Origin of the sequence: Pseudomonas sp. BIC9C (genome assembly GCF_034541995.1) — a bacterium.
Lineage (GTDB): Bacteria > Pseudomonadota > Gammaproteobacteria > Pseudomonadales > Pseudomonadaceae > Aquipseudomonas > Aquipseudomonas fluorescens_CC.
Genome location: NZ_JAWDGM010000001.1, coordinates 1,016,483 through 1,031,047 on the forward strand (window position 1 = coordinate 1,016,483; position 14,565 = coordinate 1,031,047).

The following is a 14,565-nucleotide window of genomic DNA, read 5'->3' on the forward strand; positions in this document are numbered from 1 at the left end:
CAGTCAGTCAGTCGTTGAGCAAGCGCCCGTGACGCAGCGCTTCGCGCCCCGCCACCTTGGCCAGCCAGAAACCGGGTTGGGCATAACGCAGCCGTTCAATGGCAAACAGCACCCCGGACGTACCAGCACACACCGTGCTGACCCGATCCGCCAACGGATCGATCACTTCAAAAATCTCGTCGCCCGCTTCAACCCACTCACCGGGTTTGCGCAGGAAACTCACCACACCGGGGTGTGGTGCCAACAACAACTCAGTGCCTTCGAACGGCATGCCTTCGCAAGGATCTTGCGCAGGTTTCGGCCATTCACCACCGATCAGGCCTTGCTCGGCAAGGAACGCCAGAATGCCTTCGGCGTGGGCGCAGGCTTCAGCGCGACCGGTGTCGGCCTGCCCCCCTAATTCAATGGTAGTCGCCAGACAGGCCAGCGGAATTTGTGCATCCGGGAACAGACGCGACAGACGCAACCACGGCAACGAACAGGCTTCGTCGAACGAACTGCCGCCGGAATCTTCCGCCAGCAGACCGACCCGCACATTCAGGTGCGCAGCCAGCGAACGCCACTGCGGCCAGTGCTGCGGCAAGGCATACATGTGCAGCGCCGCTTCGGCATCGCAATGCAGATCCAGCACGACATCGGCGGTGCAGGCATGGCTGAGCAGCACACGCTGCATGCCTTGCAACTGGCTGCTCGCCTCTGGCAACGCGGCCAGATGATCAGCCATCGCCTGACGGATCAGGCGAATGTTGGCGTGCGGATCCTCACCGAGGCTCTCTGCCAACGCAGCCGCAACCGGCGCGCTCAACTCGACGAAATCGCGGTTGAAGTTCTTGCCGCTGCCGGCTTCGAAACGCCCTTGATGATTACCCTGCAGCAGTTGACCGAGGCCCAGTGGATTGGCCACCGGCACCAGTTCGATCACACCGTTGAGCAAGCCCTGGGCTTCGAGTTCGACCAGACGCTTTTTCAGCTCGAACGCGGTGCGCATGCCCGGCAGTTCATCGGCGTGGAGACTGGCCTGGATGTAGGCCTTGCGCTCGCCGCTGCCGAAGCGGAACACCGAGATCCGGCGTTCGCTGCCCAGGTGGCTCCACGGCAAAGCATGATCGATGCGTTCCATATCAGTGCTTCCGCGGGGCCAGGTAGCCCAGCCAGCGACGCTCGGCCATCTTGAACAGCTTCACCAGGATGAAGGTCATGCACAGGTAGAACACGCCGGCGGTGATGTACGCCTCGAACGGCAGGTAGAACTGGGCGTTGACCGTACGCGCGGCACCGGTGATATCGATCAGGGTCACGATGGACGCCAGACTGGTGGTCTGCAGCATCATGATCACTTCGTTGCTGTACTGCGGCAGCGCGCGGCGCAGGGCCGACGGCAGCAGGATGCGCTTGTACATCTTGATCCGCGACATGCCCATGGCCTTGGCCGCTTCGATCTCACCGTTCGGCGTGGCACGCAGGCTGCCGGCGATGATTTCGGCGGTATAGGCGCTGGTGTTGATCGCGAATGCCAGGCACGCACAGAAGGTGGCGCTGGACAGCCACGGCCAGAAGAAGCTTTCACGCACCGCTTCGAACTGCGCCAGACCGTAGTAGATCAAAAACAGCTGCACCAGCATCGGCGTGCCGCGGATCACGTAGGTGTAGAGCCAGGCCGACATGTTGACGACCGGGTTCTTCGAGACGCGCATCAGGCCCAGCGGCAATGCGCACAGCAGGCCGAAGAACAGCGACAGTGCGAGCAGTTTGAGGGTGGTCACCAGGCCGCCGAGGTACAGCGGCAGGGCCTCCCAAATGACGTTGTAGTCGAAGATCATAGATCAGCCGCCCTTACGCCTACCGAGTAGCGCTTCTCAAGGTGACGCAATGCCAGCAACGAGACGCTGGTGATCACCAGGTACAACGCCGCCACTGCGAGGAAGAAGGTGAAAGGCTCGCGGGTGGCATCGGCCGCCTGCTTGGCCTTGAACATCATGTCTTGCAGACCCACCACCGAAATCAGCGCGGTCGCCTTGGTCAATACCAGCCAGTTGTTGGTGAAACCCGGAATCGCCAGGCGAATCATCTGTGGCACCAACACCCGGAAAAACACCTGGAAACTGCTCATGCCGTAGGCCATGCCGGCTTCGGCCTGACCCTTGGGGATCGCCATGAAGGCGCCACGGAAGGTTTCCGACAGGTACGCACCGAAGATGAAGCCCAGGGTGCCGATACCGGCCGCCAGCGGGTTCAGGTCGATGTACTCGTCATAACCAAGCATCGGCGCGACGCGGTTGAGCAGGTCCTGGCCGCCGTAGAAAATCAGCAGGATCAGCACCAGGTCGGGAATACCGCGGATCACCGTGGAATACAGGTCGCCCAGCCAGGCCAGCCAGCGCACTGGCGAAAGACGCAGTGCCACGCCGATCAGACCCAGGACAATGGCCAGGGCCATGGACGACAAGGCGAGCTGAAGCGTCAGCCAAACGCCATCGAGGATGACAGCCCCGTAGCCTTTCAACATGATTCAGGTCCTCGAAAGTTGGGATGAAAAAATGGCGCAAACCTCAGAGATCCTGTTGCTTGCGCCATTTCGGACTTGTCGCTTGGACGTATTACTTGCCGTAGATATCGAAGGCGAAGTATTTGTCCTGGATTTGCTTGTACTTGCCGTTCTCGCGAATGGCCGCGATGGCGGCGTTGAGCTTGTCCAGCTCAGCCTTGTCGCCCTTGCGAACCGCGATACCTACGCCGTCGCCGAAGTATTTGACGTCGGTGAACGCAGGGCCGACGAACGCGAAGCCTTTACCGGCGTCGGTTTTCAGGAAACCGTCATCCAGCAGCGTAGCGTCTGCCACGGTGCCGTCGAGGCGGCCGGCAGCCACGTCGAGGTAAATTTCGTTCTGCGAACCGTATGGCTTGATCTCGGCACCCAGCGGGGCCAGGACTTCGCGGGCGAAACGCTCGTGGATCGAACCACGCTGCACACCGATGTTCTTGCCCTTGAGCTCGGTCAGGCCTTCGCTGACCTGAGTGCCGGCCTTCATGACCAGGCGAGCCGGGGTGTTGTAGTACTTGTTGGTGAAGTCCACGGACTTCTTGCGATCTTCAGTGATCGACATGGACGACAGGATCGCGTCGATCTTGCGCACTTTCAGCGCCGGGATCAGGCCGTCGAACTCTTGCTCGACCCACACGCACTTGACCTTCATCTCTTCGCACAGGGCGTTGCCGATGTCGTAGTCGAAACCCACGATGCTGCCGTCCGGCGCTTTCGACGCGAACGGAGGGTAAGCCGCCTCGATACCGATTTTCAGAGGCTTTTCATCGGCGAAGGTTGGCAGGGACAGCACGGACAGTGCCAGGGCGCCAAGCAGCACGAGTTTCTTCATCTTGGGACTCCATCGGTAAAGGGCTAAAACGGCAGAGTGAGCGACAGCCCAATATGCGAATGAGTGGAACCGGAAAGCGTTGCTGCGTCCTGGGAAGCGGGCGTTGAAATTCAACACGGGCAACGACGAGCGAGTGATCGGCATTCTAACGACAGGCCCGAAGCCGATATTTCTTCAATGCGACAACTAATTACAGAAGCACTGAGAATGCCGTTTCGGCACGTTGACAGCCCTGCAAAATCATGCAAAGGCAAAAGACATTGAACCGATCTATGCTGCAAATTGCGGGCCTATTATTGGCAAACCCTTCTAATCCGGCAAGCACAGCGTAGGGTCTTATTTTTTATCCGTGGTTCTGAGGCCCTGATACAGGGCCTGGCGTTTCCCAATGCCCCGTACTGGCGCGATGCGGTTACACAATCAGTAACCTGAAAGATCGCGGGTAACAGTAGGAAAATGCCGACAGAGGAAACCGATATTTATTGGTAGATGTTGCTGTATTGCCTGACAGATCGCTTTCGCGGGCAAGCCCGCTCCCACAGGTTTTTGTGGTGTGGTTCGGATCGCATTTACACCGCGAATCCCTGTGGGAGCGGGCTTGCCCGCGATGAGGCCAACCCAAACAACACAAAACTCAAGCCCAGAAAAAAGCCCCACCCGGCGCAATGCCAGGCGGGGCTCCAAGTGACTCAGAACCGCTACTTAAGCAACATTCATCGTCTTGTGCGTATCAATCAAATGCTGCACCACACCCGGATCAGCCAAGGTGGAGATATCGCCCAACCCCTCGTACTCAGCCGTCGCAATCTTGCGCAGAATCCGGCGCATGATCTTGCCCGAACGGGTCTTCGGCAGGCCCGGCGCCCACTGGATGACATCCGGTGAAGCAATCGGGCCGATCTCTTTGCGCACCCAGTTTTTCAGCTCCAGGCGCAGTTGCTCGCTCGGCTCTTCGCCATTTTTAAGGGTGACATACACATAAATGCCCTGCCCCTTGATGTCGTGCGGCACACCGACCACAGCGGCTTCGGCGACTTTCGGGTGAGCGACCATCGCGCTTTCGATCTCGGCGGTGCCCATGCGGTGGCCGGACACGTTGAGCACGTCGTCCACTCGACCGGTGATCCAGTAGTAACCATCGGCATCGCGACGGGCGCCGTCACCGGTGAAGTACATGCCGCGGAACGTCTTGAAGTAAGTGTCGACGAAGCGGTCATGGTCGCCATACAGCGTACGCGCCTGGCCTGGCCACGAATCGAGAATCACCAGGTTACCCTCGGCCTCACCCTCGACGATGTTGCCCAGGTTATCCACCAGTGCCGGCACCACGCCGAAGAACGGACGCGCCGCAGAGCCCGGCTTGAGGGCGTGCGCGCCCGGCAGCGGGCTCATCATGTTGCCGCCGGTTTCGGTCTGCCACCAGGTATCGACGATCGGGCAACGGGACTTGCCGACGTTCTTGTAGTACCAGTCCCAGGCTTCCGGGTTGATCGGCTCGCCGACCGAACCCAGCAGGCGCAGGCTGCTGCCGTCAGCGCCTTCAACAGCGGCCGTGCCCGAGGCCATCATGGCGCGGATCGCGGTCGGTGCGGTGTAGAGGATGTTGACCTTGTGCTTGTCGACGATCTTCGCCACCCGGGTGATGTCCGGGTAGTTCGGCACGCCTTCGAACAGCAGCGTGGTCGCGCCGTTGGCCAGCGGGCCGTAGACGATATAACTGTGGCCGGTGACCCAGCCGACGTCGGCGGTGCACCAGTAGATTTCACCCGGGCGGTAGTCGAACACGCGCTCGTGGGTCATGGCCGCGTACAGCAGGTAGCCGCCGGTGGTGTGCTGCACGCCCTTCGGCTTGCCGGTGGAGCCGGAGGTGTAAAGGATGAACAGCGCTTCTTCGGCGCCCATCTCTTTCGGCGCACAAACGGTGCCGGCCACTTTCATCAGGTCCTCGAACCAGATGTCGCGATGCTGGTTCCACTTGATGTCGCCACCGGTGCGCTTGCACACGATGACTTTCTGGATGCTGCTGGTTTCCGGGTTGGTCAGCGCGTCGTCGACGTTGGCCTTGAGCGGGATTTTCTTGCCGGCACGAATGCCTTCGTCGGCAGTGATCACCACTTTCGAACGGCAGTCGATGATGCGACCGGCCAGGGCTTCCGGCGAGAACCCGCCGAACACCACCGAGTGAATCGCGCCGATCCGGGTACAGGCCAGCATGGCGACCACGGCTTCGGGGATCATCGGCATATAGATAGTCACCACGTCGCCGCGGTGCACGTCCTGGCCACGCAGGGCGTTGGCGAACTTGCAGACTTGCTCGTGCAGCTCGCGGTAGGTGATGTTGCGGCTTTCGGCAGGGTCATCGCCTTCCCAGATGATCGCGACCTGATCGCCGCGCTCGGCCAGATGACGGTCCAGGCAGTTGTAGGAAACGTTCAGGGTGCCGTCGGCGAACCATTTGATGTCGACATGGTGATCGTCGAAGGACGTCTGCTTCACCGTGGTGAAAGGCTTGATCCAATCGAGGCGCTTGGCTTGCTCGCGCCAGAAGCCGTCCGGGTTGACGACCGACTGCTGGTACATGGCCTTGTAGGTCGCCTCGTCGGTCAGCGTGTTAGCCAGAACCTCGGGACGAACGGGATACAGGGAAGCCGCACTCATCTTTCTTACCTCGGTGGAATAGTTGTTTTTGTATGACCCTGTTGTAGCCCGGGCCGGGCCTATAGAACCATTCGACGATGGTAGTAACAAGCCCCTACAAAATGTCGTGAATACCCACCAAACATCACACAACACCTGTAGGAGCGAGCCCGCTCGCGATGGTCGCCAACGATAACGCGCCCAACCTGACACCCCGCGGTGCCCTCTGGCTCATCGCGAGCAAGCTCGCTCCTACAAAAAAGAAGAGGTTATTCAGGGATTGTTACAGGATCTGTCAAAGGTGTTTATCAAAACCACGGCTATATGAACTTATCCGCCACCCCTAAAATCTGCCACGCCAACCCGGCAACCTGAGTTAACCAAGTTACAGCCCCCACGAAGGCAGTTAACCCAAACCCAGTAGTTCAGCTCCACACGCAACCCCAAAAAGGTTGCGTGAACCCACTCGACCTTAGAAAGGTAAAACTCAAATGAAAGCTTTATTGGTTCTGGCCCTCAGCAGCGTGTGCGTAAGTGCCATGGCAGCCGAGGTCCCGACTGATGTCGCGCAGCAACAACCGCCCATTGAGGAATACACTTACTCGATGAATCTGGACATCGCCAAAGTGATCTCCATGAGCGAAGCCCCGAATGTTTGTGAAGTCGTGCCAATGAAAATGGAATACGAAGATTCCAGCGGACAACGGCATATCCTGCGTTACAGCGCGATGGGCAACGGTTGCTCTAACGGCTGATCCCCTGCTTCACCCCTCCCCCAATAAGGTTCGACCCATCCGCCACGATCAGGCAGATGAAGCGCCGAACCTTAATGATCGATTATATCGATTGTTTTAAGCATTTATTTGCGCTTTTTAATCGAATTAGTCGGCGTAAAATCAACTACAACCCAAGACAAACGACGCCCAAGAATCTGGAGCACTGACCATGAAAACCCAACTGATCCTCGCCCTTACCCTCTCCGTGCTGGCTGCCAACACCTTCGCCGCCGATGGTTACGACCGCACCGGCTCGGCTGCTTACACCACTGAAGCGGCTGTCGCCTCCGACGGTTACGACCACACCGGTTCAGCGTCCTTCGCCGCCGATGGCGCAGACCACGTTGGCGCAGGCAAACTCGCTGCCGACGGCGCTGATCACACCGGCGCTGCCCGCCTCGCCGCCGATGGTGCCGATCGCGTCGGCGCCGCTCGCCTGAGCTGAGCTGCCAGCGCGACTTCATGGCCCGACTTCGGTCGGGCTTAGTTGTGTCTGGAGCCTGAGAAAACCCCACCGAAACACAAGATGTAGTGAAAAAAGCCTTTTTTGGTTATTTCTTGAGCAAAAATAATCCAGGGCAAAAAATCAGGAAAAAAAATCTTCCCCCGCCAACATCGTTCAAAGCCCTATAAACCCTCGCTCTGACCGAAAAACGGTCGCCGTCGACCGATCCGTGAGCCATTTCGTCGCACCACAGCACGCAAAACTTCCCTATAATGCGGGGGTTAAACGGGCCTGCAATATTCCCTTACAGGAATGAAAAGCCAGTCTGAAGCCCCGCACAAGCGATCAAAGCTTGCTGCGCCCATCAGTGGCTCTCGGAACCCCGTACAAAATTCTGTTTGATGCCTGCGTATAGCTGCTGCAAAAAACGATTCCTTTAGATCCAACGCGGCCAGTAAGGCCGTGTGAAAAACCGACCTATCCATTTTCACACGGGCACACTGGCCCTCACGCAGGAGACGACACGTCATGCTGAGCTGGGACGAATTCGACAAAGAAGACACGGAAGTAGCAGTCAAGAGCGCCAACGCCGGCCACGCCACCGAAGCCAACATGGACCGTCTCGACAGCGCTGGCGGTGCCGCCGCCCTGGAAGCCCGTGCCGTGACCGCCGCTGACTCCGCCGCCGTTGCCCGCGCCAAAGCCGCCCTGGACTCCCTCGACGTCGCCGAAGGCCTCGCCGAACTCGAAGGCGCCTCCGCCCGTGTCGCCGTTGACGAAAAGCGCATGATCAACTGCCGCGCCGACCTCAACCAGCTCGTACCCTTCAAGTACGACTGGGCCTGGCAGAAGTACCTGGACGGCTGCGCAAACCACTGGATGCCGCAAGAAGTCAACATGACCGCCGACATCGCCCTCTGGAAAAACCCGGAAGGCCTGACCGACGACGAGCGCCGCATCGTGATGCGCAACCTCGGCTTCTTCTCCACCGCCGACTCCCTGGTTGCCAACAACCTGGTCCTGGCCGTGTACCGCCTGATCACCAACCCGGAATGCCGCCAGTACATCCTGCGCCAGGCTTTCGAAGAAGCGATCCACACCCACGCCTACCAGTACTGCATCGAATCGCTGGCCATGGATGAAGGCGAAATCTTCAACATGTACCACGAGATCCCGTCGGTCGCGAAAAAAGCCACCTGGGGCCTGAAATACACCCGTTCGATCTCCGATCCGAAGTTCGAAACCGGCACCGTCGAAACCGACAAAGAACTGCTGCGCAACCTGATCGCCTACTACTGCGTTCTGGAAGGCATCTTCTTCTACTGCGGCTTCACCCAGATCCTCTCCATGGGCCGCCGCAACAAAATGACCGGCGTCGCCGAGCAGTTCCAATACATCCTGCGCGACGAATCCATGCACCTGAACTTCGGCATCGACGTGATCAACCAGATCAAAATCGAAAACCCGCATTTGTGGGATGCCGAGATGAAGGAAGAAGCTTCGCAGATGATTCTGCAAGGTACTCAGCTGGAGATCGAATACGCTCGTGACACCATGCCTCGCGGCGTGTTGGGCATGAACGCGGCGATGATGGAGGATTACCTCAAGTTCATCGCTAACCGTCGTCTGTCGCAGATCGGTTTGAAGGAAGAGTATCCAGGGACGACTAACCCGTTCCCTTGGATGAGCGAGATCATGGACTTGAAGAAGGAGAAGAACTTCTTTGAGACGAGGGTTATTGAGTATCAGACTGGTGGGGCGCTGAGCTGGGATTGATAGCCTAGCTCATCCCGATTTGACGGTTAAACTTGAATCGGCAAATCGAAAAAACAAAAGCCCCGATCTGATCGGGGCTTTTTATTGGGAAAGGATTGAGCCTTTTTCATCCCCTACACCACAACGCTAAAAGTCCTACGGTACTTACAGCAGCCTCCGAATTGATGCGCATCCGATGCACATCTAATCTCTATCGCAGGTGCCTAAGAAACGCCCAACGTAGAAAGCTTGGCCAATTGCATAGACTCGTAATCACCCTCGGTGATTTATCGATCGGATATGTGAAAGCTTTGCCCGTTGGAGTTTCTTAAGTCCAATCTACGTTGGGGGTCAGGCTCTCAATAACCTATACGTAGAGGTACTGGATATGCCTGCCCCCTCGTCTGTAACAGTCTTCACCCGCCACAAACTCCCCCTCCACGCCATCCTCCTAGAAAACCAGCCATGGTTCTGCGCCCGCGATATCGGTCGTTTGATGGGTTTCCATCTGAGTGAGCGCGTGGTCAACAAGCTAGACAAAGACCAGCACCGCACGCTGTGGATTGAGTATTACCAGCAACCGGAAAAACAGCTGATGCTCAGTGAGTCCGGAGTTTATGCGCTGTTGGTGTATCACTACGCCCCAGGAAATCGGTTGCTGCGGGAGTGGATCACCCATCAAGTGGTGCCGGCCTTACGTGATGCGGAGCAGTCGGACAATTCGGATCGGCCGATGTTGAGTTTGTTGGATTGGCCGGAAATGTCGCTGAGCTTGCTGCACTGGCAGGATGAAGGTTGGATTCGGCTGCGGGACATGCCTTATCTATTGCTCGATCACACGCAACGTCGGATTCCGGTGACTAAGCCTTGGTGGCGGAAGGTTGTGCGGGCGTTTCAGTTGTCGAAGCAATCGGTGGGTTAGGTGACGTGCTTGTAGGATCGCTTGCGAGATTCGTCTCCGTTTTGTGTAGGAATTTTCGTAGACAGTTGTAGTGGCCACTCAGTATCGTCCGAGGGTATTTCACCCTCGGCGATTGTATGGATACGGAAAAGAACAACAGCGATTGGAGTGACGTAGAGATTCAGGCTGCGGTCGATGCCTACCTAAGCATGCTTTCTCGCGAGCAGAACGGTCAGGCGATCAACAAGGCTCATGAAAATCGCGTGCTGCGCGAAGGTGCTTTGGCCGGTCGGACTAAAGGCTCCGTTGAGTTTCGGATGCAGAACATTTCTACCGTGTTGGTTGAACTCGGGCGTGACCGCATTGAGGGCTACAAACCCGCCAAGAATGTCGGCGCCAATGTTGCGAAGAGCATTCGTGAAGCACTCAATGCTCCAGGACCTGTAACCCCCGAAGACTTTGCCCCGACAGCGGACGAAGCGACGCTGGAGCGGCGAGCTGCAAAGCTTGAGCGACAACCGATTAAAGTCGAGCCGAAGGGGATTGAGAAACCAGAGCAAACTCAGTCCAGCGGAAAGTCGTATGTTCGCGATCCGGAAGTGAGAGCGTGGGTTCGCCAACAGGCTGAAGGTAAATGCGAAGGCTGTGGCAACCCAGCTCCGTTTGAAAAGTCGGGCAGTCCGTTTCTTGAGGTTCACCACGTTAAGCATTTGGCCCAGGAAGGTTCGGACCGTCCGAGCAATGCTGTAGCGCTGTGCCCGAACTGTCATCGACGTTGTCACCATTCGAGTGATCGGGAGGAGTTCACAGCTTTGCTTTATACAAGGGTGAAACGGTTGAAGCCGGAATAACCGAGCGGAACAAAACCTGTGGTGAGGGGCTTGCCCCGTACGGCTGCACAGTAGTCGTAAATCCGCAAAATTCGGTTTGTCTGATGCTCCCGAGTTGCAGCATTTGGGGCCGCTTTGCAGCCCAGCGGGGGCAAGCCCCCTCACCACAGGGTTGGTGGTTGGCTTGGTTGTTGTGTTGATTGTGCGAATCGCAAGCAGGCTCGCTCCCACAGGGGTTCAGCGGCTGGCTTGGAAACGTCTGTGTATCAGGGCCGCAGGATTTTCTTGTGGCCCTTTTCTTTGGCTGTGACTGCAGTTACGAGATCATTTCCCCAACCCACTAATCCGCCAAGGACACACCGCCGCCCTAACCCCACTCGGCCCAACAATCTCCGGCGTCTGCCCCAACGACTTCGCGCTCAACACTCTCCCCACCCGCTCAATCAACTGATCAAACCCCAACGTCGCATCCTCCTGATGCAGCTTGCGCAGTTGCTCAACCAAGGCATAGGTGAAGGCGCCGTAGTGGTTGGAGCCCACCACACATTCACTGGCTTTTTCGTTTTCCCGTGCGGCGTAGAGCATCAGCGGCATGTAGGGCCCGTGGTGGCCGTAGAGTTTGCCTTGGCGCAGCAGTTGGGCTTTTTTCTCGGGGCGCAGGCCGGTGGCGGCGCCTTGGGTGGTGCGGGTGCGGGTGAGGCCGCGGGTTTTGTTGTCTTGTTCGCTGAAGTCGCGGCGGTCGGCGTCGGTGGCGTAGACGCGGCGGTCCCAGTCGCCGGCGTAGGGGTCCCAGCGCAGCATGCGGTGGCGGATGTCGCTGGGTGGGGTGATGCCGCGCACGCGGCCGTTGCCGCGGGTCATGCCGCCGGCGTAGCAGCAGTCAAACATGACGGTGAGTTTGGCGCCGTGGCCGTCCGGGTCGAAGGGCAGGTGGCTGTAGAACTGGCGGAACAGTTTGTCGGTGAAGTGGGTGCTTTCGTCGTCCCAGTCGAAGTCGTGAAGCACCAGGGTTTCGTCCATGCAGTCGGCTTCGCCGCTGCTACTGTAGACCGGCAGTTGAGTGCCGTGGCCGGAGTAGAACAGCACGCGCTCGTCCCCGGCGCGGGCGCCTTCCACCAGCCATTCCAGGCGCTCGACGAAGTTGGCCCGGGTCGCTCGGGCGTCGTGCAGCAAACGGATGTCGCCGGCGTCGTAGCCGCTTTCCTGCAGCATGCGGCTGATCAGGTAGGTGTCGTTGATGCAGCCCTCGAGGCGTGCGCTCGGGTCGGGGTAGTCGTTGATGCCGACCACCAGGGCGCGACGTTTGCGTTGGCCACTGCGGGACAGGAATGCCGGCACTTCCAGCGCTCGCGCCGCCACCACATCGCGGGCCAGTTGCGGCCACAGGCCGGTCTGGCTGGTGGGTGACAACAAGTAGGCCTGGGCGGCGTGATTGAGGTCGAGCAGGTCATCACGCAGCGGCACGCTGAATTCGGTTTGCAGGTCGACCCGCGCGGAATCCGGCGAGGTGATGGGCCGGGTCAGCAAGCCGTCGTTGGGGTTGTGGAGATGGAACCAGCGGCGGATGCCTCGGCCGTTTTCGCTCAGGCGCAGAACCCGCCCGCCCCACACTTCGCGCATCACCAGCGGCAGTGCGATCGGTGAGCCGAAGCTGACGAACACTCGGCCATCGATGCGCTTGAGGGCCGAACCTTTTTCGCCACCGACCGGCGCAAGGCGTCGTAGCCGATCAGGCTGCCCAGCCCTTGGGCGAAGATGATCTGTGGGTTGAATGCCTCGATCTTCGCCAACAGATGTTGAGTCAACGCAGTGCGCAACTCGGCGTCTTCGATCCATTGCACGATGGCGCCAACGGTGGTGCGCAACATCTGATTGACCGGCAGGCCCCAACTGCCGAAATTCTCGTCGGCCTTGCCCCTGGCGTCGGCGCTCAGCATCGCCAGGCCTCGGGTGATCTGGGCGAAGTCCGGTCCCTCCTTGAGTTGCCCGTCGAAGGACAGGAAGTCGATGTCCTGGTCATCGATGGGGCGACCGTTCTGTGCCAGTTGAGTACGGATCAATGTGCGCCACTGGTCCTGCCAGTTCGCATCGATGCCGCCCTGCCCTTGGCCGGCTGGCGTGAACCCGACACCAGGCAGGCACAGGACGCGTAGCCGCGTTGGCGCGACTTCCGCTCCCGGCTCCGCCAAGGCTTTGCTGGCAGGCACCGCAACGGGGCGAACCGTTTGCCCTTGGGCGGTGACCATCAAATCCTGCAAGCGCCGCAGTTTCGCCTCCAGGCTGTCTGCACTGGGTGCGGCGGGCGTGAGCGCGGCCTGACCGGGGTCGGCCAGGGCTCGGCTGCGGTTGCCGAGAAAACCGCTGACCCATTGGGCGCTGCTCTTCCAGATCTGCTCTGGATCGAGGCCGTCGAGGTAACCGGTGGCGCTGTCCACCACCTGCCGACTCTGGGTCGCCAGTTCGGACTCGATCAATGGCAACACGACGCGAATGGGCACCACGGTGGCCGCCAATGTCGGCGCAGCCGTTACGCCCGGTGCAGCACGCCAGATGGGTGCATTGCCGAAGTGCTGCGCGGCGATCACCCGAGGGCCGAGGGCACTGCGCGGCAATTTGAAGTGATCGCAAAGAAATGCCAGTAGGCTGGTGTGATCGTAATGCTGGGCCTGGACGTTGCCCGTCCAGGGAATCAAGCCTGGCTTGAGCCACGGCGAAGCCAGGATCGCCGGAACCCGAACGCCGAGGCGGGTGAATGGATTTTTCCATGGGACATCGACCGCTGAACCGGTCGCCACGCAAGTCGGCGGCACCACGTGGTCATGAAAGCCGCCATGTTCGTCGTACAGCAGCACGAACAGGGTTTTGTTCCAGACAGCGGTGTTGGCCGACAAGGCATTGAACACCTCGCCGACAAACTGATCGCCAAAGCGCAGGTCTTCGGGTGGATGATGCGACACATTGGGCCCGAGTTTGCCGTTGAGCAGGCCATAGCTCGGTTCGATCCAGGCCAGCTCAGGGAGCTTGTCACCGGCGACGTCCGACTTGAAGTCGTCGATGCTCAGGTGCTGCAAACCACCCCTGACCAGCGCCGCCAGCGGAATCGCGCCATCGGAATAAATGCGCGCGTCGTGGCCGTTGTTGCGCAGCAGCGAAAAAATACTCTCGCCGCCGAACTGTGCGATCAGGCTTTTGATGCCGGCCAGCACCGTACCAGTGGATGGCATCAGCAGGTGACCATTGCAACTGCCGAGCATGGCAAAAAAACGGTTCGGCCAGGTGGGGCCTGGCACCGAGGAAAACCAGCGGTCGCACACGGTGAAATTGCGCGCCAACCCCTGGATTGCCGGCAACGAATCGTCCGCTGGCGTGGCGCCGAACGGGATGTAGTTCATCGCGCGTTGGGCCATGGACTGCGACCAGGTTTTGTACACCTTCAGGTCGGTGCGGGCCTTGTCGTAGGCATCCTGGGCAAAACCGGCGAGCGTAGGGTTGGCCGGGCTGGTCTTGAAGGAGACGCCCAGTTGTTTCTCCACGTTGACGAATTCGTGGCCAAGGTCGAAACCCTCGCTATTGCCCGGCGGCAGCGCCGGAGGCAGAGGAGGCGGCGGCGCCCACAAACTGTAGTTTTCCGGGAACTCCGATGCCTGGGTGATCACCGTCGAATTGCCATTGGCCAGCTTCAGCGGGTTGGTGCTGGGCGCCTTGCGGTTGATGCCGTCACACGCGGGATTGATGCTTGTGTAATCCCCCAGCAAATGGTCGAACGAACGGTTTTCCATCATCAGCACGACGACGTGCTCAATCCCGGCGGGCCAGTTGTTCGGCATGGTTCGCTCCTTGATGTGAA

The 14,565-nt window shown here is 59.2% G+C and carries 12 protein-coding genes; 5 read left to right on the top strand and 7 right to left on the bottom strand.

The genetic code is table 11. The annotated features are described in order from the left end of the window. Positions 1–7 precede the first annotated feature (7 nt). The 5 genes from RS887_RS04840 to acs all read right to left on the bottom strand — a co-directional run bounded on the left by RS887_RS04840 (position 8) and on the right by acs (position 6,032). Complete coding sequence (locus RS887_RS04840; protein WP_322614580.1) at positions 8–1,120, bottom strand: M14 family metallopeptidase; 1,113 nt, start codon at positions 1,118–1,120, stop codon at positions 8–10. A gap of 1 nt (position 1,121) precedes the next feature. Beyond that, a complete protein-coding gene (locus RS887_RS04845) occupies positions 1,122–1,820 on the bottom strand; it encodes an ABC transporter permease (RefSeq protein WP_322614581.1) in 699 nt (232 codons plus the stop codon). Further along, positions 1,817–2,506, bottom strand: a complete 690-nt coding sequence (locus RS887_RS04850) for an ABC transporter permease (protein ID WP_095193266.1) — start codon at positions 2,504–2,506, stop codon at positions 1,817–1,819. Before RS887_RS04850 ends, RS887_RS04845 begins: the two co-directional genes overlap by 4 nt. 91 nt (positions 2,507–2,597) lie before the next feature. After that, positions 2,598–3,374, bottom strand: coding sequence for an ABC transporter substrate-binding protein (locus RS887_RS04855; RefSeq protein WP_103397762.1), 777 nt, complete (start codon positions 3,372–3,374; stop codon positions 2,598–2,600). A 702-nt stretch (positions 3,375–4,076) separates the two neighbouring features. After that, positions 4,077–6,032: an acetate--CoA ligase gene (acs, locus tag RS887_RS04860; protein WP_322614582.1), complete on the bottom strand. Its 1,956-nt coding sequence runs from the start codon at positions 6,030–6,032 to the stop codon at positions 4,077–4,079. A 470-nt stretch (positions 6,033–6,502) separates the two neighbouring features. On the opposite strand from acs, the gene RS887_RS04865 reads away from it, so the two are divergent. From RS887_RS04865 to RS887_RS04885, 5 genes are all read left to right on the top strand, one after another. Further along, on the top strand, positions 6,503–6,766 hold the full coding sequence (locus tag RS887_RS04865) for a DUF2790 domain-containing protein (RefSeq protein WP_322614583.1): 264 nt from the start codon (positions 6,503–6,505) through the stop codon (positions 6,764–6,766). A 190-nt stretch (positions 6,767–6,956) separates the two neighbouring features. Next, on the top strand, positions 6,957–7,232 hold the full coding sequence (locus RS887_RS04870; protein ID WP_322614584.1) for a hypothetical protein: 276 nt from the start codon (positions 6,957–6,959) through the stop codon (positions 7,230–7,232). A 528-nt stretch (positions 7,233–7,760) separates the two neighbouring features. After that, positions 7,761–9,008, top strand: coding sequence for a ribonucleotide-diphosphate reductase subunit beta (locus RS887_RS04875; RefSeq protein WP_007978181.1), 1,248 nt, complete (start codon positions 7,761–7,763; stop codon positions 9,006–9,008). 367 nt (positions 9,009–9,375) lie between these two features. Next, entirely contained in the window at positions 9,376–9,909 is a 534-nt protein-coding gene (locus RS887_RS04880) for a Bro-N domain-containing protein (protein WP_322614585.1), read from the top strand. 116 nt (positions 9,910–10,025) lie between these two features. Then, positions 10,026–10,739, top strand: a complete 714-nt coding sequence (locus RS887_RS04885; RefSeq protein WP_322614586.1) for an HNH endonuclease — start codon at positions 10,026–10,028, stop codon at positions 10,737–10,739. Between the two features lie 303 nt (positions 10,740–11,042). Here the strand turns inward: RS887_RS04885 and RS887_RS04890 are convergent, their stop codons facing one another. Together RS887_RS04890 and RS887_RS04895 are read right to left on the bottom strand one after the other, a co-directional pair. Further along, a complete protein-coding gene (locus tag RS887_RS04890; RefSeq protein WP_322614587.1) occupies positions 11,043–12,380 on the bottom strand; it encodes a caspase family protein in 1,338 nt (445 codons plus the stop codon). Continuing rightward, the gene (locus tag RS887_RS04895; RefSeq protein ID WP_322614588.1) at positions 12,338–14,545 is read right to left on the bottom strand and encodes an alkaline phosphatase family protein; all 2,208 of its coding nucleotides are present in this window, start codon (positions 14,543–14,545) and stop codon (positions 12,338–12,340) included. The genes RS887_RS04890 and RS887_RS04895 overlap by 43 nt, the downstream gene beginning before the upstream one ends. Between the last annotated feature and the right edge of the window lie 20 nt (positions 14,546–14,565).